A 25,876-nucleotide genomic window follows, 5' to 3' on the forward strand; every position below is an offset into this window, starting at 1 on the left:
CAGTGGTGGCCCCTACGAAAGGTCACGTGATTTTAAGAAAGTAAAAAGTAGGCAAAAACTAAACCCCGCACCTACGATTGTGCGGGGCGACGAGTATAGGGGAGCTTAAGGAGCAGAGGCAACCTCAGCGGGATGACAAGACCAGCCAGCGATTGCGCCATTTAAGTGCTGCAACGCATAGTGTGAACAGTAAGCAGGCAGCCAAGGCGATAAGCACTTCGCGCAGATGCGGTGAAAAAATCACCGTATAGCCCTGCCCTTTGATAAGCGATGAAAAACTGGATACTGCAAAAGGCATCCAGAATAGCCTGAATGTTTGCCACGGATTTGCGAAGGGCGATTGGCCATTGCTGACACTCAACATCAACGCAATACCAATCACCACACTGATTCCCAGCGCATTAATCCAGATTTTGGGATTGGGATCAAAATGGAAATAGACGGTAACGAAATACCAGATGAGGTAATACCAAAGCACCATTTTCCCGAACGGTAAACGAGAAAAATAACACAATAACGCCGACATATGCCCAATAACCTCCTCTGGATTTATAGCTGCTATTCGCAGCGCCTAAAAATACCAGCAGAAAAAGTGCCAGTTCATCCCTAAATTAAAGATTCCAACCACCACCAAGGGATTTATACAATTCCACTGCGGCATTTAAACGGGACATTCGCTGTTGCACCAGAGAATCCTGTGCCTGAAACAAACTGCGCTGAGCCTCCAGAAGTGATAGCAAATCATCTGTTCCTTCACGGTAACGTGCTTCAGACAAACGCAAACTGCGTGCGGCATTGGTGACTATTTCCTGCTGGCTGATCTCCTGCCTGGCACTGATATCAGTGGAAACCAAAGCGTTATCTACCTCTTGCAATGCAATTAAAATCGCTTTGTGGTACTGCAAAACCAACTCTGCGCGACGAGCTTCGCTCAAACGCCTTTGATTGACCAAGCGCCCCCCGTTAAAAATAGTTTGCGCTAGCGACAGAGTCCATCCAGAGGCTTGTGTTGCCGGGTTAAGCGCAAATAATTCACTCGCCGATTTACTCGCACTGGCACTAAAACTAATACCTGGCAATAGCGCTGCACGTGCCGCATGAATATCTGCATCAGCCGCTGCCAAATCAGCTTCGCGCGCGGCCAAATCCGGGCGACGCGCAATCAACTCCGCCGGTGTACCGGGTGTAATTTGCGGCACAGCTACTGCGAGTAAATTTTCTGCAATCAGCACAAATTCTTGTGGCGTTTTTCCCAACAAAATTGCAAGGGCTGATTGCGTTTGCCGCGCTTGCAATTCAAGCGGAAAAAGTGCTGCTCGCTGCGATAGCAGGTTGTTTTTTTGTTGCGCCACATCAGCAGCAGTGGCTGCACCATTGCGAAAACGTGCATCAACTATGCGCTGCACACGCTCGGCAATAACGATATTTTTTTGCGCCGTCACGATGCGCTCCTGCAAGGCCAACCATTGAAACCAACCGCTGGCGATAGCCGCTTTTATGCTCAGCGCAGCCGCATCCTGATCATAACGTGTTGCGTCAAAACCCGCTTTAACAGCAGACCTATTGGCAGCCAACCCACCCCATAAATCCACCTCGTAATTCACTCCAATACTGGCACGCATGGATTCACCACGTTCACTTCCCTGCCCATCCGCTTTAGTGCGCGACTCACCGGAAGATGCAGTGGCAGTTAATGACGGAAACAAAGTCGCGTTGGCAATGCGCATTTGCAATTCAGCTTGACGCACACGCTCGGCAGAGATCAGTAAGTCGGGGCTTTGTTGCTGCGCAAGCTGGATTAATTCATTTAGTGTTGGCGATGCAAATGCCTGCCACCAATCACTGTCGATTTGGATTGCGGCGGTAGTATTAAGCGTTACAGAATAAGCATTAGCATAATTAATGAGTGGCTTTTCTGATGGGGCAGCACTGCATGCTGACAACAGCATCATGCAGGAAGCCAGTGCAATTTTTTTACTGAACAAGTACATAAACTACTCCGATGCCAAAGCGGTAACAGGATCAAGCCGAGCCGCTTTCCGCGCAGGTAAATAGCCGAACAGCAAACCAGTTAAAAAAGCACAGCTAAATGCCATCACAATCGGTGTCAATGAATAGGCAACGGTTGTACCCAAATAACTTACCAACATGGCCACACCCAAGCCCAGTGCCACACCCAGCACTCCACCAAGCGCAGACACCACCAATGCTTCAATTAAAAATTGTTGCATTATGTGGCGGGTGCGCGCACCGGTGGCCATGCGAATACCAATTTCGCGAGTACGCTCGGTTACACTAACCAGCATGATATTCATTACACCAATGCCACCTACCAGCAGTGAAATAGCGGCGATAGAACCCAACAAAACTGTCATGGTATTTTGTGTTTCAGAGACCATATCAATCAGCGATGACATACTGCGAATTTGGAAATCTTCAGTGCCGTGCCGTTCCATCAATAACGCATGTACACGAGTTTGCACAGCCTCCATATTTTTCTCATCATCAACCGAGATTGTTATGTTGCGCAAAAAGCGCTGACCAATCACCCTTAAGCTACCGGTTTTAAACGGCACAAAAACCTTATCATCCTGATCCTGGCCACCAGGGTCAGCGCCACGCTCACTCATAACACCTATGACTTGAAATAACACATTATTGATAATAATAAATTCGCCAATCGCATCTTGTTGTGGAAATAATTTAGTGGCTACTGTTTTTCCCAACACCACCACTGTCGCATAATTTCTATCATCTTCTTCGCTAAAGAAAGTTCCTTGGGCAACATCCCATTTTCGCGCGTGAGGGAATTGTGCCGCCGTAGCATTTACTTCTGTGGTGTGATCCACATTGCCATAACGCAAGGTAAACTGACCGTTTAGCTCAGGCAATGCAGCGGCAATATTGGGCAGTGCTGCAATCGCATCCACATCTTCCGGCACCAAGGTTACCGAGTCCCAGCGGAAACGTTGTGTCGGCCCACCCGGCCGCACCAATAACAAATTGCTACCCATTGCGCTAATACTGTCTACCACGGATTTTTTAGCACCATCACCAATGGCCATCAAAGTAATTACCGAGGCAACGCCAATTACAATGCCTAGCAGAGTTAACACGGTGCGAAAAATATTGCTGTGCAGGGAGCGAAATGCCGTTTTAGTTGCCTCAAACAATTCATTGCGCAGGCTGGATTCACCGCGCAACGCATGCTCTTCCAGTGGTGGTTGCGATGGAATTTTTGGTCCGGCATCAGCAATAATTTCGCCATCGCGGATTTCAATCAAGCGCTGGGCATGATGTGCCACTTCCGCATCGTGGGTAATTAAAATAATAGTGTGACCTTGCGCCGATAATTCTTTCAGCAAGCGCATTACTTCTTTGCCGCTGTGACTATCCAACGCGCCGGTTGGCTCATCCGCTAAAATTATCTGGCCACCATTCATCAGTGCACGTGCGATAGATACACGCTGCTGTTGCCCGCCGGACAACTGACCAGGGCGATGATGCAAACGTTCGTGCAACCCGAGTGAACCTAATAATGCAGTTGCCCGTGTGCGGCGCGCAGTAGGCGACAAGCCCGAATAGGTTGCAGGCATTTCCACATTTTCACAGGCGGTTGCACCGGCCAACAAATTGTAACTTTGAAACACAAAACCGAAGGCTTCGCGCCGCAACTGGGCAAGGTCATCAGTACCCAACGCGTTAATATTTTTTCCATCAAAAAAATAATCGCCAGTGGTTGCACGATCCAGGCAACCGAGAATATTCATGAGAGTGGATTTGCCCGAACCCGATTGCCCCATGATGGCAACAAATTCGCCGGGGTAAATTTCCAGGTCTATGCCGTACAATACTTGCGTAGCAAGCTCGCCATTGCGAAAAGTTTTGGTGATACCCGTTAATTTAATCAGCGGTTGAATAGCATTAGGCGTTGTCATTAACGTCTACCCATGCCCATACCAGGGCCACCCATGCGCATACCGGCTGCCGCTTTTGGTTGTGAGGGGCGCGAGCTGCCACTGACCACTTGCTCGCCCTCCGCAACACCTTCAATAATTTCTGCCTGCACACGATTGGTAACACCGACTAACACCTTGCGCTCTTCAAGGCTGCCGTCGCTTTTCATAATATTCACCAGCGCTGGGCGCTGAGAATGCACCGTTTTATCGGCACTTAGGTTTCTGCTATCGATGCTTTCTTTTATTTCAGCACGACGTTTTTTCCACTCGGCTTTTTGTTGTTCCGTGGGTTCAGGGCGATTGGCAGTTTGCGCTTGTGGGCGATCGCCCCGCGGCGATATAAAACTCACCGCCGACATAGGTACTAACAACACATCTTTTGCTTGGGATTCAATAAAAAATACCTGCGTACTCATTTGTGTCATCAGCAAACGATTTTCATTGGGCACATCAAACAGTGCGTTATACAACACCACGTTATTGAGAATTTCCGGCGTCGGTTGAATGCGATCCAACTTGCTATACCAGCGGCGCCCCTGACTGCCGAGTGTGGTGAAATAAACCGGCATAGTTTTACGCAGTTTGCCGATGTCTGCTTCCGACACCTGCGTCTGCACGGTCATGGTTGAGAGATCGGCGATACGCATAATGGTGGGCGCCATTTGATTGGTATTCAATGTCTGCCCTTGGCGCGAGGTAATTGACACCACGGTGCCATCGATAGGTGCGTAAATGGTGGCATAAGTTAAATTAGCGGCTTCTACACGCAAGGTAGATTCCGTTTGTTCAATTTGCGCTTGTAAGGCTTTTAGTTGCGCCTGCGCCGATTTCAAATTGGCTTCTGCCGTTTGCAACGACTCGTTGGTGGTCGCATCTTCTTTGAAAAGATTTTTTTCGCGCTGGTATTTTATATTTGCCAGCGTTAATTGTGCTTCGCGATCCAGCAACTGCGCTTGCTGGGTGCGCAGTGAAGCGCGGGTTGCATCCACGCGCGCGGCATAAACCGTTGCATCGATTTCCGCCAATAGATCGCCGGCTTTTACTTCCGAACCCACATCAACATGCAATTTCTCCAACTGACCGGATACCTGCGCACCAACATCAACATAATCCTGCGGCTGCAAAGTACCGGTAGCAGTGACCAGGTTTTCAATATCACCGCGCGTTACCGCCTCTGTTGTATAAATGACCGCCTCGTCGTCGCTTGCCCACAGGCTACGCCACAAGCCAAACACCACTAGCAATATCAGTAAAAGTGCAACGGCAATATTGCGCCAGGAGTTAAATATTTTTTTAATTGAGGTTTTAACAAGGGAAGGTTTAGCCATGGAAAACAGCATCCGTTAAATGAGTAAGCGGCTTTATTGGTATGAAAACAAAAGGAAAATGCGTGTAAAAATAAAGGGAAATTATAACCTGCACGCACCGACAGAATAGCCGGCAAAGGGAGGGTTTAACAGTTGTTCCACAATCGTCACGGGTGATCGAACATGTTGTGAACAGTTGTTAATAAACGTCGCGACAGTAGCGCTGTTGATCTGCAAGCTGCTCTACTTGCGCGGCCCCCAGAATAGCCACCAAGGCTTCATCTACTGCTTGTGCCATGCCTTGTAAGCTGCCGCACACATAAATGGCTGCGCCCGCTGCAACCCACTCACGGATTGCCTCGGCATGATAAGGCAATAAATCTTGCACGTAACGCGTCTCACCAGACGCTGCGTCACGTGAAAAAACTTTGTTAACCCGGGTCAATAAACCAGTTTCCAACCAATGTTGAATGTCCGCACTGAAAAAATCATCGGCAAAGTGGCTGCGCTCACCAAAAAACAACCAGTGTTTACCGCGCGCGCGCGCCGGGTTGGCCAAATGCGAACGCAACCCGGCAATACCCGTTCCGTTACCAATTAAAATTAGCGGCACCTGTGCTGGCGGCGAATGAAAATGGGGATTAGAGCGCACACGTAAATGGATGATGCTATTTAATTCCGTCTGGGCGGTTAACCAACCCGACCCCAAACCTAACTCGCCACCGGGCGCACGTACCTGACGCACCAATAAATCGAGTGAGCCCTCACTGGGCACGGAAGCGATAGAATATTCGCGATGAGGCAAATCGGAAGAATTGCGCGGGCCTATCTCCACAATATCTCCCGCACACCATAACGCAGCACCGGATTGCGGTTGTGTCAACACAACTCCATTGGTAGGTTGTAATTGTAAATGATAGGCAGGCGCACCGGAGCTTGCAGGATTTATACATTCGCGCGCGATTAATCGCCATTCCTCGTAGGCCGGTTTACTCCAATCGCTAAAATAAGAATTGCCGGAAATTTGCCCCAAATAATATTGCCAATGGCGCAGTGCGCTTTCATCCAGCTTATCCACGCTAATCATGTCTGCCATTGCGTGGGCACCACAATGGTGGAGTGCATTATGCAGCTGCTGCGCAAAACCACAAAAATGCAGGTAACTGGAATCACCCAAGCCTAGGACCAGATATTCCAGTGAACTGAGCGCAGTGGGACTTAACGATTCAAGTGTGCGCGCCACAAAACGATTGCCGTTATCGGGCGCTTCACCCTCTCCGTAAGTGCTGGCAATAATTAATAACTGTTTTATACAGGTTAATTGTTCAACATTGAGTTGATTGAGTGTAATTAATTGAGTGTTTTTACCAGAAGCATTTAATTGCTGCGCCGTTTGCCGGGCGATACGCGCAGCGTTTCCGGTTTGGCTGGCGTAGGCAATTAGTATTACTGCATCATCGGACGAAGGAACAGCAAGCACCTGTTGTTGCTGTAGCTGACGGCGATGTTTTTGCCAGCAAAACCAACAGAACAACAGGTAAATAAAAACTAACGCACTTGCTGCTAAATAACGCACAACTTATTCCGGCAATACTTCAAAGGTAGCAACGTAACTGCCAGCGCGAACGGTGGCTGGTTTTTTGGCTTTATCATCGCGATAGTTGGCGCTTAACCAGTACATTCCCGCCTGCGGCCAGGTTACAGAAATATTGCCTTTTTTATCGGATTCCAATTCGATGGCGGCTTGATCATTGCGATAGCGCATACCACCAGGGATGATGGTGGCTTTTACGCCAGCAACGGGTTTGCCATCCATTTGAAATTGAAAGGTCGCCACTTCACCAGCAAACAAATCATTCGGGTGGGTTACTGGCACCAATTCCAAACCTTGCTTGGTCGCTTTTAATACTGACTCAGTTGGTGAGCCGGCGGTAACAAAAGTTTCCATGCGCCGCGAGAATTGCGACACTTCCAAGTTCTTGGCTTTTTTAGGCACCATTTTGTCAAAATCGGCGGGATTAGCGCGCTCACCACGACCTGGCCACATTTTGCGCTCACCGGTTTCTGTTTCCCAACGCGCCATTAAACCGCTGGATGCCACTGCAATTTTATAAGTACCTTTTTGCGGTAATTGCACATCAAACGTGCTGCGGTATTTTCCGGTCATCGCATTTTGTACTTGTAGTGTGGCACCATCTGGTGCAGTAACCACAACACCTTCTGCACGCATAGGTGCGTGATCGGCATGAAAAATATCGTTCGACACCGCGGCATCAATACTCACCCAGGCGTCATCACTGGAAAGCACAGTAGCGCTTGGCAATAACCATGCACGATGGGCTTGTGCTGATATCGGCAAGCAGAGAACGAGCGCAGTACAGAGCGTGGTTTTTAGTAAACGATTCATCATTATTCCTCTTAAAAAAATCCAGTTAATAAAGTCTCTGAAACAAAAACACTCAGAGTTAAGGCGTGATTTTTACTTCACCCAATTCTTTTTTTCCGGCAGCCGTTTGCACGCCAGCAATCGGCCAAGTGAAAGGCACTTTTACCAATTCACGACCACCCACTTCACGCGCTGCTTCCACCATAAGCACATAATTACCGGGTTTTAATGTGCCCAGAGGTGCGCTGCCTTCAGTAAAAGTCACGGAGTGTTTTCCCGGCGCGCGGGTTGCACCACTGACACCATCAACGGGCATGTCGGTATCGCGACCAATACGACGCCACCACTGGCGCATATCTTTAAGCCACTCTTCACCCTTATCACTTTTTTCACCGCGCGATTCCAACTGATACCACACCGCCAAATTAGTGCTCTCGCCTTTTTCATTCTCCAACCAAAGCGCCACATAGGGTTTGTGATACTCGGCAACGTCGAGTGCGGGAATCTCTACCGACACATTTAAATCTGCAGCCATTGCGGAGGAAATACTGACTACTGACAACAGCGAACTTAGTGCATAACGCAAACGCATAATTAACTCCCTCACTTCACATCACTTTTAATGGATAAATAATAAAATCAGCACCCAAGGTGCTACCAAACCCAAGCCCACCATCGGCCAGGTTGCGGGGCGGCCACTCGCGTAGCGTTTTAACAACAGCAAACCTGTTATACAAAAAATAATGCAGGCAATTGCGAAAAAATCGAGGAACCAGCTCCATATCACTGGCGTATTTCGCCCTTTGTGTAAATCATTGAAATAGGAAACCCAGCCGCGATCAGTAAGTTCATACAACAATTCACCGCTGCTTAAATCCATACTCAACCAGGCATCACCACCGGGGCGCGGTAGCGAGAGATAAATTTCGTCCTCACTCCACTCTGCTAATTGATTGCGAACTTCAATTTGCTGCGTATCCGCCAACCAAGCGCGCAGCGTTTTCGGCAAAGGTGCTTTTTCTGCGTCCGGCACAGAAATCGCGGACAGTATTTCAGCTGGTAACAATGCTTCTTTGGTGATGATTTCTGGTGTGGCTTTAATATCCGCCGCGTGATTCAACGTAATGCCGGTAATCGCAAATAGCAGCATGCCGATTAAACAAATCGCCGAGCTGATCCAATGCCATTCGCGCACACTACCTACATATTTTTTCATGCTGACTATTTTTGCCTTTCAACAATTGTGCTGTTCACGATTTGTCTTTTTCACATAGCCACCATTTACCCCCGCTGCAGCGAGGGTAAATGTGGAGTGAAAAACGGATTAAAATTTGACGTTCACACCCAACCAAATGTTGCGCGCTTTGTCTTTGTTGTTGTAATCATCAAAGAACAGTGCTTCATTGCGGCCTGAACCACCTACGTTGGTATCAACATAATCGCCATCGTTATTCAGATCGCGGAACTCCGTTTGATAGGTGGTGAAATCGCGATCCAACAAGTTGTTGATGCGCGCATTAAAGGTGACTGATTCACTGGCTTTATAGGACGCCCCCAAATGCAGCACTTCATAATCTTTAAAGTTCAGCTCTTCGCCGGTAATGGCGTGTATTGCACGATAGCGTTTGGAGCGTGCTTCTGCTGTGAGGAAAATGTTAAATACTTCGCTCACCTTCCAATCCAACGTAGTATTGGCCATGTGCTTGGCGCTGTTGCCCAACGGTAGACCTTTCTCCGCACCACTCTTTTGCTCACTATCGGTCAGGGTGTAATTGGCGCGCAGCGACCAATTGGCAGCTATTTGCCAGCGGCCAGCAAGCTCAGCACCTTCAATCACGACCTTATCAATATTGACGGTTTTATTGCTGGTGGCGTAACCCAAGTCGGTATAGTCACCGGTGTTTGAACACTCAATGCTGGTACCTGCACCGCAAGGCTGGGAATCGATTTTGTCTTCAAATTCGTTTTGGAAAAAAGTGATATTGAAGTTGTGCCCCTGCGGATGCTGCCAATAGGCTGCCACTTCAGTGGTCACACTGGTTTCTGGTTTCAAATCCGGATTGCCGTACATCGGAGAAACGCCCTGCCCACCAAAGCCGACAATACCGTCGTAAAGCTGGGTGGTTTTTGGTGTTTTAAAGCCGGTGCTAACACCACCTTTGAAAGTCCAAGCCTCACTCAGGGTGTAGACACCGTAGAGGCGAGGACTCAATTGATCACCAAAGACTTCGTGATCGTCATGGCGCAAACCGGCCGTCAAGGCAAAGGGCTCAGTGATGTACCAGGTATCCTCAGCAAACAGGGAGACCATATTGTGCTCTTGCACGCCGCCCGGTGTGCCGGCTTCCATCCCAAATACACCGTCCTCCAGCTCACCTTGAATAATCTGCGTGCCCACCACCACAACATGCTGGCCAGCCAGTTCAAATGGCATATCCAACTTGGCATCCAATGTGTACTGATTGCTTTGCAACACACGCTCGGGGCGTGGCAGGAAAGTCGCTTCGGCCAGTGCGCGGCGCTCTGCAGTGGTCATGCCAGCGTAAACGCCGGTGCCATCCCACATGGCTTGCAATTGGTTGCGCTCGGCTACGGTAAACGGCAGGGTGCGCCCCATGTTGTCGGTTTCAACATAGGCGAGGGAGACAAAACTATTGCCTACATCCCACTTACCCTCATGAGTAAGCGACCATGTATCGCGAGTGAATTCCTGAGTGGCGCTGTAACCCACTTGCGGCGCTACGCGGGTAGTGCCATTAACGTTGGCAGTACGCCATACGGAGGTGATGCTATCAACAGTGCCTACTGGATATACATAGGCGCCAGTGTCATCTAAACGCGGGGTATTGTCATACTCCTGAGTGGAGCTATCAACATCCAACCACAGGGTTTGATTGTCGGTAGGTGTCCAAGAGAGGCGTAGCCCCACAGCCTTATTTTCGTTATCGACGGTTTTGCCACCGCCACCAAAACTCAGAGAACGGCTACGCTCTAAACCGGCCGGATCAGTAATACTGTCATAGGCAGGGTTAGATGCGAGGCGGTTATAAAAGCTGCCGCGCAGACTCAACCCCAGTTTGCCGGGAACCAGCGGCCCCATCACATTAAAATCGGTGGTGATGTCATCACCAAAGGCATCATTGGTTTCAATGGTACGACTGTGGCTGACTGAACCCTGCCATTTATCAGTCACTTTTTTAGTGATGATATTGATCACCCCACCCATGGCATCGGCGCCATAAAGCGTGGAGGCTGGGCCGCGAATGACCTCAACCCGTTCGATAGCATCCAGCGGTGGTACATGACCGAACTGATTGCCGCCAAAGCTATTAGGGTAAATATCACCGTGGTTATTTTGACGTTTACCATCAACCAGAATGAGCGTGTAATCCGAGCCCATCCCACGCATGGAAATAGTGCCCTGCCCGGTTTTGTCGCGAGTTTCACCGACATCCACACCCTCCAGATCGCGCACCGCATCCAATAAGGTAGTGTACGGGCGCTCGGCCAACTCTTCGGCAGTAACAACGGAAATACTGGATGGTGCATCGGTAATTTTCTGCTCATAACCAGCGGCAGAAACCACGACTTTTTGCAGTATCGGTGCCGCCGCTGTAGCGGCTTGTGCTGTGCTGCTGGTTTGGGCAAAGGCATGAGTGGATGCGACAAATGCACCCAACACCACCATTGATGATGCGGTTAATGGAAGGGAGAAACGACTAGCCTTGTTGTTTTTGGGGTACATCTGCAATCCACCTTATCAATAAAAATACGCAAAGAGTAATAATGCGCGCATGGTATCGATAAGTATTTGCATTTGCAATGATAACAATTCCTATTTAGTGAAATTAAATATGATTACTCAGACATCACCCCACTGGCGCAACAAGTTGTGATAATGCCCCGTCAAACCCAGTATTTCGGCGCTATCACCCACCGTTTGGCGCAGCGACTGGATGTTGCAATCCAACTCATGCAGCAAATTACGCTGCCAATCGTCGCGCACCATGCTTTGCGTCCAGAAGAAACTGCACACCCGCTCGCCTTGGGTGACGGGGGCTACCTGGTGCAAGCTGGTGGAGGGATACAAAATCAAATCACCTGCGGGCAATTTCACTTCGTGACTGCCGTAGGTGTCTTGCACGATTAACTCGCCACCCTCGTACTCGTCTGGCTCGGATAAAAACAAGGTGGATGACACATCGGTACGCAAGCTGAGGTTAGTGCCCGGCACTAAACGAATCGCACCATCCACATGAAAACCGTAATGTTCGCCACCGGCGTACGCATTAAATAGTGGTGGCACGATTCGCAATGGCAACGCGGCCGACATAAACAGTGGGTTGGCGTAAAGCGCCGTTAAAATCATTTCGCCCAACGCGCGCGCGACGGGGCCATCCACCGGCAATTGGCGATTGCGTTTAACCTGAGCCCCCTGCTGCCCTACTGTGGCTTTGCCATCCACCCACTGCGCTTCCTGTAAGCGGGCGCGGCACTCGGCAACTTGTTGTTTGGTTAATACTTCTGGAATGTGGATTAGCATCATATCCCCCGCATGCGCCCAATAAATAAAGGGCGCGATAAATCGCGCCCTTACAAATGACCAAACAATTAATTAGAAGCTGAAATTCACACCCAAACGTGCCGACAAAGGCGCCCCAGGATAATAGCGTGAACCACCATTATTCAGGCTGGCCACATAATCCTCATCGGTAATATTGAGCAGATTAAGTTGCACACTCAGGTTTTGGTTAATCGGATAGGACGCCATAGCATCAAATACCCAATAATCACCAAATTCGTACATAGAGCGGGTGCTCAGGGCAGTTGTATTCACCACACTGGAGCTGACCATAGTATCCACGTAGCGTGCACCGCCACCAATCAACAAGCCGCTGTCAAAGGTATAGCTGTTCCAGAGGGTAAATGTAGTTTTTGGCGACCATTGGATAGCACCACCCTCGTTATTGCCAGAGGCTTCATTGGCCGGGGTATTCGGGTTATCCACCGTGCGGTTACCGCGCGTGATTTCGTTGTCCATAAACGCAAGACCAGCGCTGATTTGCCACTTGTCGGTCAATGAACCCACCGCACCAAACTCCACACCTTCCACTTGCTTTTCACCCAAAGCAACGGAAGAGCCGTCGGGGTTAGTGGCGATTTCGTTTTCATTGGTACTGCGGAACAGGGCTGCCGTCAGGAACAGTTTGTTATCCAGCACATTCCATTTAGTGCCCAGCTCGGCGTTAGTACCCTTTTGTGGATCGAGATTAGGGTTATTAATGTTGTTCGCAGCATTGGTAGTGTTGAGCGCAAAGTTCGCTCCACCCGGTGGCAACTCGGACGTGGCGTAGCTGACATACACAGAGCCATTAGCCGCGGGCTTATACACGCCACCCAATTTCCAGCCAAACAATTCATCGGTGAGATGCGCATCGCTCGCAAGCAATGTACCCACTGGAATAGTTTGCACCGCTGGTGCAGTCACGGCCGCCTGACGGGTGATCACGTCAGTCTTGGTATGGAAGCGATCTGCGCGAACACCGGCGCTTAACTCCCATTGATCATTCAGCGTCACTGTGTCCTGCGCATAGAAGGCGTAGGTAGTGGTTTCACCATCGGTTTTAGCACCGGTGCGCAACACCGGCTGGAACACATCGCCCGTGCTTGGATTGTAGAGGTTGGCATTAGCCTGCTGCACAGTGGTCGATGAAGTCGAAGCGGTAAATGGAAGGCCCAAGGTGTAGTTCAGTTGACTCTCATAGGTGAATTCAACACCGGATACCAAATCGTGTTTGATACCACCCGCCTCAAATGAGGCAGACAAATTAGTCTGATTGGTGAGGATCTGGTTAGTTTGATCCTTACCCTGACGCGAGCGGGAAATTGTCCAGGACGCTGGCTCACTCGGGGTTGTAAAAGTGACCGCATTCACCCCCGTCAAGAGTTGATCCTGATTGGTTCGACCATAGCGCGAAGTATTGCGCAAGGTAACACCCTCGGCCAAATCCTGTTCGATGCGCACTGTCACCATACTGGCTTTGACATCGTTAAAGTCATTGGTAGAGCCGTAGAAATTTTCAGTATCAACACGTTCGGGAGTTTGACCGGCCAGTACACCAGTCGCAAAAATCGCGTTGTAATAACCATCCAATCCGATAGTAGGCACACCACCATCCGGCACACCGGATTGCTCCACTGCAAGAACATTAATGTAGGTGCGAGTATCGGTTCCCAACCCCAACCCGAGAGAGGCGGCAAAACCTTGGGCATTGTTTTCAACCTGGTCACGGCCATCAACACCGGCGTCTTGCTTCATCAGGTTAACGCGTAATGCTGAAGTCGTAGACAGGGTTTTATTCACATCGACAGTTGCACGCTTGTAATCACCGGTACCGCCAGTCACGCTGCCGCTGATGGCATCCTCCTGATTGGCCAGCTTGCTGCTGAGGTTTACATAACCGGACGCTGCACCACGGCCGTTATCCACCCCTGCCGGGCCTTTCGCAATTTCCACTTGTTCAGTATTAAAGGTATCGCGGCTGATGCTACCTAAATCGCGTATACCATCCACAAAAATACTGCCCTGAGTATCAAACCCGCGCATAAAAATAGAATCGCCGGTAGAGGTATTACCGTTTTCACCCATCAACATAGTGATACCGGGCGTGTTGCGCAGTGCTTCACTTAGGGTGGTCGCGGCCTGTTGCTGGAACAATTCCTTTTTTACTACCGCGATGGTTTGTGGAGTATCCACCAATGGCTGGGTAAATTTAGGGGAGCTTACCTGCTCGGCCTTGTAGCTCTCTATCGCCTCTGCTTCAACTCTTACGGTATTCAACTTCTTGGTTGTTTTTGCTGCCTCTTGCGCCACAACCCCAGACGAAGCCAGCAGCAATGCAGAAGACAGTGCCGTTGCCCCAAGCTGTAACGCCTTCACGTGCTTTTTGGACACTATAGGTAAGTGAGTAGATTTTCCGATGGTCATGACAAGCCCTTGTAATAGAAATAAACGGAGCGCCTAGCGCTCGCGCATACTAACGAGAATCATTATCGATAACAATGATAATAATTCTTGTTTCTTTTTGTTAATTTTACTTATTACGGCTTTTTTACACGCCACTCAGGAGGGAGGTCATTTGACTTATTGACATATAACTAAAAGCGATTAACCTTCATTATGTATATTACAATATGCACCAATATTGGAGCTATTAACCCATGCACGTCCCCTATCGCCCCGTCTTGCTCGTGCTGTATTGCCTGACCGCGTTATTGGTCGCGGCGAGCAGCGGAAGCAATGCGGAACAAAAGGCCCCGGTGACAGGGGCAGCGGGTGCAGCCGCATCCGTGGATGGTGTACACCTACGCCTCGGCGCCGAAAACTCCTGGCCACCTTATAGTGATGAACAGGGGCAAGGCATTTCTACCGATCTCATCAAAGCCGCCTTTGCCAATCGTGGAGTAGTACTCAGCTTCCAGGTACTGCCCTATGCGCGCGTCCTGCACGATTTGGCCTCCGGTAAAATTGATGGCGGTTTTAACGTAAGTCGCCAAGCCACCACCGAAAACAAATATATTTTTGGTGAGGTGCCGCTACTCAGCGTCAAGGCTTATTGGTTTTTTATGGCAGGCACTCACAGCAACATCAAATCTTTTAATGATCTGCCGGATAATTTTCGCGTTGGCGTAATCCGCGACTACGAATACGGGGATGATTACGAAATTCATCGCCACCGGTTTAACGAGATACGAGTATCCCAACAGTCGCAAATTATTCGCATGCTAAAACAAGGGCGTATCGATGCAGGAATCATGTTTGAACGCGAAGCCGAATTTGCCATGCGACAAATGCAACTCAAAAGCAGCGTGTTTGATAAACGTTTTTTAAATCACGAGGGCGATGTATACGTCGCCTTCTCACACAAAAGCCCCAGGGCACGGTGGATGGCACAAGAGTTGGACAAAGGGCTGTTGATGCTCAAGGAGACGGGGGAGTATGATCGCATGCTCGCTAATAAAAACAGGGACTAACTATGCCAAGAACGCTACTCAAATCGCTCGTGCTAGGTGCAATTTGCCTGCAACTGCTCGCCTGCACAACCTCCTCTCCACAAACCACAAACATAACCACGCCTATCCACACTTCGGGTTGGGAAACAGCATTACCTGGAGAGCAAGGCAGTGCCATCATTACTTTCAGCCTGCCCCAATACGCCACTGCAGAAATACACTTACTTAAAGGCAAATCCGAACGTACAAATCCCCCCATTGCACGTATTAGTTTGACCAATGAAAATTGCACTGTTGGTCATCTGGCTTCTCTAAGCACATTTAATAACTCCATAGAAAAGATCCGCTATTTTGAGAAAGAAACTCTCTGGAATAGCACTCATCGCCTTACGCTGTCGTGGGATAACCAACGTCACTTGAGTGTTCAACTAAATGACGAAACAATTGACTCATCACTTGAGCGCAAGATTGATAGGCTGCGCCTTAGCAGCTCACACCAACCTATTTACATAGAACATATCGAATTCATAACAAAATAACAGCAAGGAGGCTCATATGCTTATCTCAAACAAAATCAAACTGATGGTTGCAGTAACACTCGCCTTTTGGAGCCATTTCATCCATGCCGATTTTGAGCTTGGAATGAATTATTACAATGCCGGTAATTTTGAAAATGCTTACAAGGAATTTTATGAAGCTGCGCGCTATGGTGATCACGATGCGCAAAATAATATTGGAGTTATGTATTACCGTGGTGAATACCAGCCCAAAAATATTACCCTGTCATATGCATGGATGGCACTCGCCGCGCAAAATGAGCCCGCAACGGACACGGCGTTGCATAATAAAATTCTGGCAAAAATGACAGAAGCCGAACAAAAAATTGCCAAAGAAGAATTTCAAAAACTATTAGCAGAGTATGGCGACGCTGCTATCGAAGAAAAATTAACACCGGCATTTTCTGGTACTTCGCTTGACGTGAAAAGCCAGCGTGCGATCAAACGGGTTCCGCCCAGATACCCGGATGCCATGCTCCAACAACGTGCCTCTGGTTTTGTGGACATGGTTTTTACCATCGACAAACATGGTTTTACCCGCGACCACACACCAACTTATTCCGTTTCAACATCATTTACAAAAGCAGCAATCACTGCCTTGCGTCAATTTCAATTTGAGCCCATGAAAGTGAATGGAAAACCGGTGGATGTTAATGGCATGCGCATGCGTTTTACATTTGAAATACAAGGGAATAGCTATAGCAAAAGTAAACTCGATAAAACTATCGTCGATATGCGTGAAAAAGCAGAATCCGGGAGTGATAAAGACAAACTGGGTTACGCGTATTTTTTAGAGCTACTTCCCTCTTTCGCCAGCGACTACAAAATTGATGACAACCCCAATAAATGGTATGTGGAGGCCGCCAATCAAGGCAATGGTGTAGCGAGCTACTTCCTCGGACGCAATATTCTCTATGGCAATATGTGCACCCAAGACTCAGCGCAAAGTATGGGATGGTTGTTAAAAGCAGCTAAATCCGGGGTTGTGGATGCGCAATATATGCTAGCAATAGAGTCCTTCAGCGGAGCTCGCTTTGAAAAAAATGAAGATAAAGCTTTTTATTGGCTAACACGCTCCGCGACCACTAGCCCTTATGCAAAATTACGCTATGCATGGATACTCGCAACCCACCCTAACACCAAGCGCCGCGATGGAAAACTGGCAAACCAGTACCTATCCCAAATTGCTAAAAACCATCTGGATCGCCAAACCTATTTACGAACCCATGCCGCTGTCGCCGCCGAAAATGGCGATTTCCGAAAAGCGATTAAATGGCAGAAACAAGCATTGAAGGATGCGCAAGAGCTGGATCTACCCGACGAGTATCTCCAACAACAACTCGCCAGTTATTCCGCGCAAAAGCCGTGGCGAGAAGAAATTTAATCGCTAATAAATCAATTACACAGAGAATAAAAAAATCCCGCTCCGGAACACCGCAGCGGGATTTTTTATGCCCTTAACAATACGCAATGAATTACATATACGCGTTGGAGCGATCCGTATGGTCAGTCACATCGCGAATGCCTTTCAACTCGGGCAACTTGTCCATCAACTGCACTTCAATACCCTGCTTGAGGGTAATTGCCACTGAGCCACAACCCTGACAACCGCCGCCAAACTTTAATACGGCAATCATATCTTCAGTGATTTCCACCAAACTCACGTTGCCACCATGGGAAGCGAGACTGGGGTTTACATCGTTGTAAAGCACGTAGTTGATGCGGTCTTCCAGTGGGCTATCGTCGGTCACGCGCGGCATTTTGGAATTGGGAGCACGAATAGTGAGCTGGCCACCCATGCGATCAGGGGAGTAGTCCACCTTGGCATCTTCCAAAAATGGCAGGCTGCGCTCTTCAAAGTGAGCGTTAAAACCCTTGAGTGGCACAATCACATCACCTTCTTTTTCCTCGCCGGGGCGACAATAGGCAATGCAGGTTTCCGCATTGGGTGTACCTGGGTTGGCCACAAACATACGAATGCCTATGCCGTCGTTGTCTTTTTGCTTGTCGAGCAGTTCTTTCAAGTAGTCTTGAGCGGATTCGGTGATATCGACGTTGACCATATAAACCTTTCTACAGAATCTGTGGGAGTCACCACTACATACGCTTAAACGTATATAAAAGGACAAATAATACCCGATTAAATTACTCAGGTATTCTACTGCAAAGTCGCGGCACAGGCACTAGCCAAGCCTGAAAAGAAGCCGCTAAATTTTTATCGGCGCCATAGCCAAACCCTACAACACCCCTTAATGCTGCACAGAAGCAGGCCAAAACGGGCGCCCTTTGGCTGCTTTTCTGCTAGAATTCGCGCCAATTTTCTATATCAATCTTTTTTGATATTGCTTCAGCAATTCTTATTCTATTCAAGCCTTTTAGCGAAAGGTTTCACATGACAGACAGGTTTCCCATGACTGCACCAGCCGCCCTGCAAGCCCGCATTGACTCACTGCACACCGCCATTAAAGAACGCATCCTGATTCTGGATGGCGGCATGGGCACCATGATCCAAAGCTATAAGCTGCAGGAGGCGGATTATCGCGGCGCGCGTTTTGCCGATTACCACATGGATATCGCCGGCAATAACGATTTGCTCAGCATTACCAAACCGGAAGTCATCCGCGAAATTCAACGCGCTTACCTGGAAGCCGGTGCCGATATTCTGGAAACCAACACCTTTAACTCCACGCGCATCTCCATGGCCGACTACGACATGGAAGACCTGAGCCATGAGCTCAACTTTGCCTCTGCGCGTTTGGCGAGAGAACTGTGCGATGAAATGACCGCGAAAAATCCGGCCAAGCCGCGCTTTGTTGCCGGTGTACTCGGGCCAACCAGCCGCACCTGTTCTATTTCGCCCGATGTAAATGATCCCGGTGCACGCAATGTGACTTTTGATCAATTAGTAGAAAACTATCTGGAATCTATGGATGGTTTGGTCAAAGGCGGCGCCGATATTATTTTGATCGAAACTATTTTCGATACGCTCAACGCTAAAGCCGCGGTGTTCGCGGTAAAACAATATTTTGACAATGTCGGTTTTGAATTGCCGATTATGATTTCCGGCACAATTACCGATGCCTCTGGCCGAACGCTGTCCGGCCAAACGACTGAAGCATTTTACAATTCACTCGCACACGCCCGCCCACTCAGCATGGGTTTGAACTGTGCACTGGGCGCAAAAGAATTGCGTCAGTACGTGCAAGAACTTTCACGTGTCGCCAACTGTTTTGTGAGCGCGCACCCCAACGCCGGTTTGCCCAATGAATTTGGTGAGTACGACCAAACCGCGCAAGAGATGGTCGATATTGTTGAAGAATTTGCCGCAAGCGGATTTCTAAATATTATCGGCGGCTGCTGCGGCACCACACCGGCACACATCAAAGCACTTGCGGATGTGATGAGCAAATATGCTCCGCGAAAAATTCCCGAAATCGAACCAGCATGTCGCCTGTCCGGTTTAGAACCCTTCAACATCACCAAAGATTCGTTATTCGTAAATGTCGGCGAACGCTGTAACGTTACCGGTTCTGCACGCTTCAAAAAATTAATTGTGGAAGAAGATTATTCCACCGCACTCGAAGTGGCACTGGAGCAAGTGGAAAACGGTGCGCAGGTAATCGACATCAACATGGATGAAGGCATGCTCGATGCTGAAAAAGCCATGGTACGCTTTTTGAATTTAATTGCCGGTGAACCGGATATCGCCCGTGTACCGATTATGGTGGACTCGTCCAAATGGGATGTTATCGAAGCCGGTTTGAAATGTATTCAAGGTAAACCGATTGTAAACTCCATCAGTTTGAAAGAAGGCGAAGAAGAGTTTCTGCAAAAAGCCAAACTCTGTATGCGCTACGGTGCCGCGGTAGTCGTAATGGCATTTGATGAAACCGGCCAAGCCGATACTATGGCGCGCAAAAAAGAAATTTGTGAACGCTCCTATCGCACATTGGTCGATAAACTGGATTTTCCACCGGAAGATATTATTTTCGACCCGAACATTTTTGCGGTCGCAACCGGTATTGAAGAACACAACAATTACGCGGTAGATTTTATTGAAGCCACACGTTGGATTCGCACCAACCTGCCTCACGCGGGCGTAAGCGGTGGTGTGTCCAACGTGTCCTTCTCGTTCCGTGGCAACAACCCGGTGCGCGAAGCCATCCACTCGGTCTTTTTATACCACGCGATTAAAGCCGGTATGAACATGGGGATCGTCAACGCCAGCCAGTTAGCTGTGTATGACGATTTGCCGCAAGAATTAAAAGATAAAGTGGAAGATGTCATTCTCAACCGTCACGGAAACGGTACCGAAGCATTGCTCGATATCGCTGAAAAATATCGCGGTGATGGCTCTACCGGCGACGTAAAAGAAGACGCCGAATGGCGCTCACTGCCGATTGCAAAACGTATCGAACACTCGCTGGTAAAAGGGATTTCAACCCATATCGTTGAAGACACTGAAGAAGCGCGCCAACACTATCCACGTCCACTCGATGTAATCGAAGGCCCACTCATGGACGGCATGAATGTGGTGGGTGATTTATTCGGTGCCGGTAAAATGTTTTTGCCGCAGGTAGTGAAATCCGCACGCGTAATGAAGCAGTCAGTAGCTTATTTGCAGCCATTTATTGAAGCCGAAAAAACCGAAGCCTCAAAACCCAACGGCAAAATTCTGATGGCGACAGTTAAAGGCGATGTACACGACATCGGCAAAAATATTGTCGGCGTGGTATTGCAGTGCAATAACTTTGAAGTGGTTGACCTTGGGGTAATGGTGCCCTGCGATAAAATTATCGACACCGCCATCGAGCAAAACTGCGACATTATCGGACTCTCGGGTTTGATCACACCGTCGCTGGATGAAATGGTGTTTGTCGGCCGCGAAATGGAACGCCGTGGTATTAATAAGCCGCTGATGATCGGCGGCGCAACCACCTCCAAAGCGCATACCGCGGTAAAAATTGATCCGGTGTTTAAACTCAATCAAGTGGTCTACGTTGCGGATGCCTCACGCGCTGTAGGTGTGGCCAGCACATTACTGTCCGACGAATTGCGCCCCAAATTCATGGAAGACCTCAAGCAAGAATACATAGATGTACGCGAGCGCAACGCTAACCGCAAACCACGCGGCACAGTGCGCTCCTACCCCGAAGCTATCGCCAAAGGTTTAAAACTGGATTGGGATAATTACACCCCTCCCGCCCCCGCATTTACCGGCGTAAAAGTATTTGAAGATTATGATTTAAATACGCTGGTTGATTTTATCGATTGGACTCCTTTTTTTATCAGCTGGGATCTCGCCGGAAAATATCCAAAAATTCTGGAAGATGAAATCGTCGGCGAAGCTGCACGCAATTTATTTGCCGATGCACAACAGATGCTGCATAAATTGATCGATGAAAAACTTATCCGCGCCAACGGCGTGATCGGCTTCTGGCCAGCGAATACGGTCAACAGCGATGACATCGCCGTATATGATGCGGATGGAAAGCAAATAAATACTTTGCACCACATCCGCCAGCAGCATTTAAAACAAGGCATGGAATCGCGCCCGCATTATTCACTCGCGGATTTTGTTGCACCGAAAGAAACCGGCAAACAGGATTACATCGGCGGCTTTGCGGTCACTACCGGCATAGGCGCAGAAGAACTCGCCAAGCAATACCAGGACGCGGGCGACGACTACAACAGCATCATGGTAAAAGCCCTCGCCGACCGTTTGGCTGAAGCCTTTGCAGAACACATGCATCAACGCGTGCGCAAAGAATTTTGGGGCTACGACCGTGATGAAAATCTGTCGAATGAAGATTTAATCAAAGAACAATACAAAGGCATCCGCCCTGCTCCCGGTTATCCAGCCTGTCCGGATCACACTGAAAAAACACAGTTGTTCGCATTGCTGGATGGCGAGAAAAATACTGGTATTACCCTGACTGAGCATTTCGCGATGTTGCCGACCGCTGCCGTTTCCGGCTGGTACTTTGCGCATCCGCAAGCAGAGTATTTTAATACAGGGAAGATTGAGAAAGATCAGGTGGAGAGTTTGGCGCAGCGCAAGGGGGTTAGTGTGCAGGAGATTGAGCGGTGGATGAGCCCGGTGTTGGCTTATGAGCCGGGGATTACCGAGTAAATTGGATTTGTAGGGCAGGTTCGCGGAGCAACCCGCCGCATCACAATTAGAGGAAAGCAGATGATTCCAAAACCTTTAAGCCATGATGAGTATACAATTGGTGATTCTGCTAGCTGGGTGAAGATCGAATACGAGTCATTCATCGATCCTGCGAAATACCTATCCTTTTCAAAAAAGGATCTTGAGATTGAAAAATCTGAGAGGACATTTATAAACGCGATATCTAACGCTAAAAGAGCGCTTCACCTTCAAGTCGAAACAATATCTAAAGCCTTTGGTTTCAAATCTAGAAAATCTAAAAACAATGTCAACTTCCATGATCATCTTGAATATTGTGAAAAATGTGGAGTACTGACACCAAAAATTCTTAAATCTATAAACAAGATAAGAAATGCCGTAGAACACGACTATTACATACCAACAGAAGTAGAAACCGAAGAGTTTATAGACATTATTGAACTTTTTTTAGCTGCGACTGACAAGTATGTCTGCCAATTTCCCGAAAGCCTTGATATAGCAGTGAGCAGCGCATCAAAAAATAACCATCCAGCTTTAGATAAAATATCTTTGGAACCATACACTGGAGAAATTAAGCTACAACTATGCATTTTCGAACCAAGTGACGAGGACTTACAAAGTATTGAGTCTTATAAAATATATTTAGAAAAAAATTGTCTAACAATTCCATCAAGTAATGAAGAATATTTTTTATGGATTAAATTATTAATTAGCAAATTTAGAGAATGGTAGTGGTTAGAACGAGAAATAATATCCAGCATCACACTCTCCCCCTGCCGAGCATATCTACCCAACCTACCAAACGAAAAATAATTTATTGTTTTTCCAACCCGACAATTCGCTGTTGCGGTTCGTTCCTCACCGGCAACCTACCCGCACAAGGAAAACGCCATGACCAATCAAACAAATGACGAGCTGATTCAAGCGTTAAAAATTGCCTTTTGTTATATGCCAAAAGCTATAGAGGTGAACAAGTACGAATACGGTGATAGATACCAAACCGTGCTCGACCATATTCAAACGGTGCGAGAGACTTTACTCATTAATGAGATAGACCCAGAAGAAGTGTATGGTGAAATTAATCCCGACAGCACACCGAACTCTTCTTATTAAGCGTTGCGTAAAAACAATACGCAGCCGGTTAAATAACCACCTATGAAAATGATTGGACTTGGATCGCACCACAGCAGCATTAAATTTTATATCGCCAATCGCCCACCGATTGATGATTATCCGGTAATGGATGAATTGCGTGGCTTGGCGATGGGCGAGCTTACACATATTGTAAAAAACACCAGCAACCACTGGCGCAAGGTGTTTAATGTTTACGCCAAGCTACTGTTTGATTGGTACCAGTTGCAGCAACAGAAAAATTTACCCGATACCTGGCAAGCTTATCGTGACCTTGAATTATTTCAGGCACACTCACAAGAGGCACTGTTGTTTAGTGCACCGCAGTTTGAATCGGATGGAAACTCCATCCATATCATTGCCGGTAAAACCTACGCGGCACAGTTAGCATTGCCACCACTGGTTTGGCTGGATGCTTATTTTGCGATTAATAAAGAACAGCGCGTGATTGTTGCACCTTACCCGGATTATCGTCAGCTTTCCAATGAGCGAATTGCGCGCCTGCTTGAGCTGATGCGATTCAGTTGAAATATAGAGCGAAATCCCCACCTCCCCTTCCATATCATGCTTTTCAATCACTCTTTTAAATCAAGCGCCTTTTCGATTTTAAGTTAATTTTTTGAATCTGAATGTACGTTAAATAACATAATAAAAAATATAAATTTCACCAAAAAACCATGGTTGTAAATTTTACTTTTTTTGTAAAAAAATAATTAGAATCCAATAAAAATTAATTTTAATAACTCAACAAAATCGCTTAAAAGCTACGCAATAACTAACTTCAAGCTGATTGGCACAAGCATTGCTCCATCTACTCTGTAGGTTCAGTCAATCACAGAAAATGGAGATTTAATTATGTTTACTAAAACATCTGCCATCCTAAGTATTGCTATGATTTCATCAGCAGCCGTAGCGCAATCAGACACCCAGGAAAACAACAACTGGCGCTTGCATCCGGAATTTTCTATTGGTGCCGGCTACGGCCTTACCAAATTAAAAGATGATGAATTTAAAGAAGATGAGGCCGCTAAAAAAATATTTGCCTTGGTAAAATTTAATGAATACATCGGAGTGGAGGCCTCTTATATTGACTTTGATGAAGCCGGAAATGATGTATTAACTCTGGATGCGGACGGTAGATCACTAGCCGTTATTTTTGAAGCCCCGTTCAGCGAGTCATTTTCTCTTTACGCCAAGGGCGGGCAATTATGGTGGGATGCAGATGCTGCAATAACACCAATTAATGCCAGCGACAATTACGATGGCGATGAGGCGTTTTGGGGTGGTGGTGCAAAAATTCGCTTATCTGAAAACCTTGATTTGCGCATCGAATATGAACGCTTTGATTTCAATATCTCGCGGGACGAAATCGATGTATTGCAACAAGACGACATTGATATGGATGTGGATTTTGCCAGTGTAAATCTGCAGTTTACTTTTTAACGCATCACTCCTCCGATAAACGCAAACCTTATTAGCGGGAGCCTTGTGCTCTCGCTACTATGCCTGTTCTATCCAGTCCCCTTTTACCAGCAAACGAACACCAACCTCAGCACCAAAAACCCTGTTTATAACGTAATATGGCCGTCATTTACGCAACCATTACATTATTATCAGGGACACAAAATGCGCCAAACCCCATTATCACTGCTGGTATTTATGCTTATCGCCACAGGCATAGCTTTAATTGCCTCCGGCTGGCAACCCTATGACCGCGCCACCTGGTTAATGGAGGTGATGCCGGTATTAATCGCGATTCCAATTTTGTGGGCAACGTATAAAAAATTCCCGCTTACCACCCTGCTCTACTGGTGTATTTTTTTGCACGGTTTGATTTTAATTCTGGGCGGGGCTTACACCTATGCGCGGGTTCCAGTGGGTTTTATGGTGCAAGACTGGTTTGAATTGTCACGCAACCCCTACGACAAACTTGGCCACTTTTTTCAGGGCTTTGCCCCCGCATTAATTGCGCGGGAAATTCTTATCCGCCACCAGATTGTCAAAGGCGCCAAAATGCTCGCCTTTATTATCGTGTGTATTGTGCTGGCAATTAGTGCCACTTATGAGCTGATCGAGTGGGCCGCTGCGCTGATTATGGGGCAAGGCGCGGATGAGTTTTTGGGCACCCAGGGCGACCAGTGGGATACCCAATCGGATATGTTTTTTGCCCTTATCGGAGCAATCAGTGCTTTGCTACTACTATCGCACTGGCACGACATCCAACTTCAACAGATTAAACAAAAACTTAAAGGGTATTAAAATACCTATAAAAAGAAAAAATCGCATTAAAAGATATTTATTTACCTGAAATTTGCAAAATAACATTAATGAGTATAAATTTACTCTTAATTGATTATTTTCACCTATTAGGG

21 protein-coding genes are annotated in these 25,876 nt (G+C 47.8%); 9 read left to right on the forward strand and 12 right to left on the reverse strand.

What is annotated here, in order from left to right:
• Positions 1-124: 124 nt before the first annotated feature.
• The 11 genes from O59_RS10065 to O59_RS10115 form a co-directional block, all read right to left on the reverse strand.
• Positions 125-526, reverse strand: coding sequence for a hypothetical protein (locus O59_RS10065; RefSeq protein WP_040391838.1), 402 nt, complete (start codon positions 524-526; stop codon positions 125-127).
• Positions 527-611: 85 nt separating this feature from the next.
• The gene (locus O59_RS10070; protein ID WP_007642213.1) at positions 612-1,991 is read right to left on the reverse strand and encodes an efflux transporter outer membrane subunit; all 1,380 of its coding nucleotides are present in this window, start codon (positions 1,989-1,991) and stop codon (positions 612-614) included.
• Positions 1,992-1,994: 3 nt separating this feature from the next.
• Entirely contained in the window at positions 1,995-3,938 is a 1,944-nt protein-coding gene (locus tag O59_RS10075) for a MacB family efflux pump subunit (RefSeq protein WP_007642214.1), read from the reverse strand.
• Entirely contained in the window at positions 3,938-5,287 is a 1,350-nt protein-coding gene (locus tag O59_RS10080) for an efflux RND transporter periplasmic adaptor subunit (RefSeq protein WP_157152527.1), read from the reverse strand. The genes O59_RS10075 and O59_RS10080 overlap by 1 nt, the downstream gene beginning before the upstream one ends.
• Before the next feature lie 178 nt (positions 5,288-5,465).
• A complete protein-coding gene (locus O59_RS10085) occupies positions 5,466-6,842 on the reverse strand; it encodes a sulfite reductase subunit alpha (RefSeq protein WP_007642217.1) in 1,377 nt (458 codons plus the stop codon).
• A gap of 3 nt (positions 6,843-6,845) precedes the next feature.
• Complete coding sequence (locus tag O59_RS10090) at positions 6,846-7,673, reverse strand: DUF4198 domain-containing protein (RefSeq protein WP_040391840.1); 828 nt, start codon at positions 7,671-7,673, stop codon at positions 6,846-6,848.
• 58 nt (positions 7,674-7,731) lie between these two features.
• Positions 7,732-8,244, reverse strand: coding sequence for a DUF2271 domain-containing protein (locus tag O59_RS10095; RefSeq protein ID WP_007642220.1), 513 nt, complete (start codon positions 8,242-8,244; stop codon positions 7,732-7,734).
• Between the two features lie 27 nt (positions 8,245-8,271).
• Positions 8,272-8,868 carry a PepSY-associated TM helix domain-containing protein gene (locus tag O59_RS10100; protein WP_007642222.1) on the reverse strand — a complete coding sequence of 199 codons (597 nt, stop codon included), beginning with the start codon at positions 8,866-8,868 and terminating at the stop codon, positions 8,272-8,274.
• Between the two features lie 108 nt (positions 8,869-8,976).
• Positions 8,977-11,397 carry a TonB-dependent receptor domain-containing protein gene (locus O59_RS10105; RefSeq protein WP_198284776.1) on the reverse strand — a complete coding sequence of 807 codons (2,421 nt, stop codon included), beginning with the start codon at positions 11,395-11,397 and terminating at the stop codon, positions 8,977-8,979.
• 117 nt (positions 11,398-11,514) lie between these two features.
• Positions 11,515-12,198 (reverse strand): Fe2+-dependent dioxygenase, encoded by a 684-nt coding sequence (locus tag O59_RS10110; RefSeq protein ID WP_007642226.1) that lies wholly within the window; start codon positions 12,196-12,198, stop codon positions 11,515-11,517.
• Between the two features lie 69 nt (positions 12,199-12,267).
• Complete coding sequence (locus O59_RS10115) at positions 12,268-14,640, reverse strand: catecholate siderophore receptor Fiu (RefSeq protein ID WP_040391841.1); 2,373 nt, start codon at positions 14,638-14,640, stop codon at positions 12,268-12,270.
• A gap of 233 nt (positions 14,641-14,873) precedes the next feature.
• On the opposite strand from O59_RS10115, the gene O59_RS10120 reads away from it, so the two are divergent.
• The 3 genes from O59_RS10120 to O59_RS10130 are packed head-to-tail and all read left to right on the forward strand — an operon-like array spanning position 14,874 to position 17,606.
• A complete protein-coding gene (locus O59_RS10120) occupies positions 14,874-15,686 on the forward strand; it encodes an ABC transporter substrate-binding protein (protein WP_157152528.1) in 813 nt (270 codons plus the stop codon).
• 2 nt (positions 15,687-15,688) lie between these two features.
• On the forward strand, positions 15,689-16,204 hold the full coding sequence (locus O59_RS10125; RefSeq protein WP_040391843.1) for a hypothetical protein: 516 nt from the start codon (positions 15,689-15,691) through the stop codon (positions 16,202-16,204).
• 16 nt (positions 16,205-16,220) lie between these two features.
• Positions 16,221-17,606, forward strand: coding sequence for an energy transducer TonB (locus O59_RS10130; RefSeq protein ID WP_040391845.1), 1,386 nt, complete (start codon positions 16,221-16,223; stop codon positions 17,604-17,606).
• A 91-nt stretch (positions 17,607-17,697) separates the two neighbouring features.
• Here the strand turns inward: O59_RS10130 and nfuA are convergent, their stop codons facing one another.
• Positions 17,698-18,285 carry a Fe-S biogenesis protein NfuA gene (gene nfuA / locus O59_RS10135; RefSeq protein WP_007642242.1) on the reverse strand — a complete coding sequence of 196 codons (588 nt, stop codon included), beginning with the start codon at positions 18,283-18,285 and terminating at the stop codon, positions 17,698-17,700.
• Between the two features lie 347 nt (positions 18,286-18,632).
• Between nfuA and metH the strand changes: the two genes are divergently transcribed.
• The 6 genes from metH to O59_RS10165 all read left to right on the forward strand — a co-directional run bounded on the left by metH (position 18,633) and on the right by O59_RS10165 (position 25,763).
• A complete protein-coding gene (metH, locus tag O59_RS10140) occupies positions 18,633-22,355 on the forward strand; it encodes a methionine synthase (protein ID WP_007642244.1) in 3,723 nt (1,240 codons plus the stop codon).
• A gap of 60 nt (positions 22,356-22,415) precedes the next feature.
• The gene (locus O59_RS21010; RefSeq protein ID WP_007642246.1) at positions 22,416-23,105 is read left to right on the forward strand and encodes a hypothetical protein; all 690 of its coding nucleotides are present in this window, start codon (positions 22,416-22,418) and stop codon (positions 23,103-23,105) included.
• 159 nt (positions 23,106-23,264) lie between these two features.
• On the forward strand, positions 23,265-23,486 hold the full coding sequence (locus O59_RS10150) for a hypothetical protein (RefSeq protein ID WP_007642249.1): 222 nt from the start codon (positions 23,265-23,267) through the stop codon (positions 23,484-23,486).
• Between the two features lie 42 nt (positions 23,487-23,528).
• On the forward strand, positions 23,529-24,032 hold the full coding sequence (locus O59_RS10155; protein WP_007642252.1) for a hypothetical protein: 504 nt from the start codon (positions 23,529-23,531) through the stop codon (positions 24,030-24,032).
• A 327-nt stretch (positions 24,033-24,359) separates the two neighbouring features.
• Positions 24,360-24,947, forward strand: coding sequence for a porin family protein (locus O59_RS10160; RefSeq protein ID WP_040391847.1), 588 nt, complete (start codon positions 24,360-24,362; stop codon positions 24,945-24,947).
• A gap of 183 nt (positions 24,948-25,130) precedes the next feature.
• Positions 25,131-25,763 carry a DUF2238 domain-containing protein gene (locus tag O59_RS10165; protein WP_007642256.1) on the forward strand — a complete coding sequence of 211 codons (633 nt, stop codon included), beginning with the start codon at positions 25,131-25,133 and terminating at the stop codon, positions 25,761-25,763.
• Positions 25,764-25,876: the final 113 nt, after the last annotated feature.

Source organism: Cellvibrio sp. BR, from assembly GCF_000263355.1.
Lineage (GTDB): Bacteria > Pseudomonadota > Gammaproteobacteria > Pseudomonadales > Cellvibrionaceae > Cellvibrio.

Coding starts and splice junctions, on each gene's coding strand:
- O59_RS10065 (WP_040391838.1), bottom strand. CDS start 526: ATGTCGGCGTTATTGTGTTATTTTTCTCGTTTACCGTTCGGGAAAATG.
- O59_RS10070 (WP_007642213.1), bottom strand. CDS start 1,991: ATGTACTTGTTCAGTAAAAAAATTGCACTGGCTTCCTGCATGATGCTG.
- O59_RS10075 (WP_007642214.1), bottom strand. CDS start 3,938: ATGACAACGCCTAATGCTATTCAACCGCTGATTAAATTAACGGGTATC.
- O59_RS10080 (WP_157152527.1), bottom strand. CDS start 5,287: ATGGCTAAACCTTCCCTTGTTAAAACCTCAATTAAAAAAATATTTAAC.
- O59_RS10090 (WP_040391840.1), bottom strand. CDS start 7,673: ATGAATCGTTTACTAAAAACCACGCTCTGTACTGCGCTCGTTCTCTGC.
- O59_RS10095 (WP_007642220.1), bottom strand. CDS start 8,244: ATGCGTTTGCGTTATGCACTAAGTTCGCTGTTGTCAGTAGTCAGTATT.
- O59_RS10100 (WP_007642222.1), bottom strand. CDS start 8,868: ATGAAAAAATATGTAGGTAGTGTGCGCGAATGGCATTGGATCAGCTCG.
- O59_RS10105 (WP_198284776.1), bottom strand. CDS start 11,397: ATGTACCCCAAAAACAACAAGGCTAGTCGTTTCTCCCTTCCATTAACC.
- O59_RS10110 (WP_007642226.1), bottom strand. CDS start 12,198: ATGATGCTAATCCACATTCCAGAAGTATTAACCAAACAACAAGTTGCC.
- O59_RS10115 (WP_040391841.1), bottom strand. CDS start 14,640: ATGACCATCGGAAAATCTACTCACTTACCTATAGTGTCCAAAAAGCAC.
- O59_RS10120 (WP_157152528.1), top strand. CDS start 14,874: ATGCACGTCCCCTATCGCCCCGTCTTGCTCGTGCTGTATTGCCTGACC.
- O59_RS10125 (WP_040391843.1), top strand. CDS start 15,689: ATGCCAAGAACGCTACTCAAATCGCTCGTGCTAGGTGCAATTTGCCTG.
- O59_RS10130 (WP_040391845.1), top strand. CDS start 16,221: ATGCTTATCTCAAACAAAATCAAACTGATGGTTGCAGTAACACTCGCC.
- nfuA (WP_007642242.1), bottom strand. CDS start 18,285: ATGGTCAACGTCGATATCACCGAATCCGCTCAAGACTACTTGAAAGAA.
- metH (WP_007642244.1), top strand. CDS start 18,633: ATGACTGCACCAGCCGCCCTGCAAGCCCGCATTGACTCACTGCACACC.
- O59_RS21010 (WP_007642246.1), top strand. CDS start 22,416: ATGATTCCAAAACCTTTAAGCCATGATGAGTATACAATTGGTGATTCT.
- O59_RS10150 (WP_007642249.1), top strand. CDS start 23,265: ATGACCAATCAAACAAATGACGAGCTGATTCAAGCGTTAAAAATTGCC.
- O59_RS10155 (WP_007642252.1), top strand. CDS start 23,529: ATGAAAATGATTGGACTTGGATCGCACCACAGCAGCATTAAATTTTAT.
- O59_RS10160 (WP_040391847.1), top strand. CDS start 24,360: ATGTTTACTAAAACATCTGCCATCCTAAGTATTGCTATGATTTCATCA.
- O59_RS10165 (WP_007642256.1), top strand. CDS start 25,131: ATGCGCCAAACCCCATTATCACTGCTGGTATTTATGCTTATCGCCACA.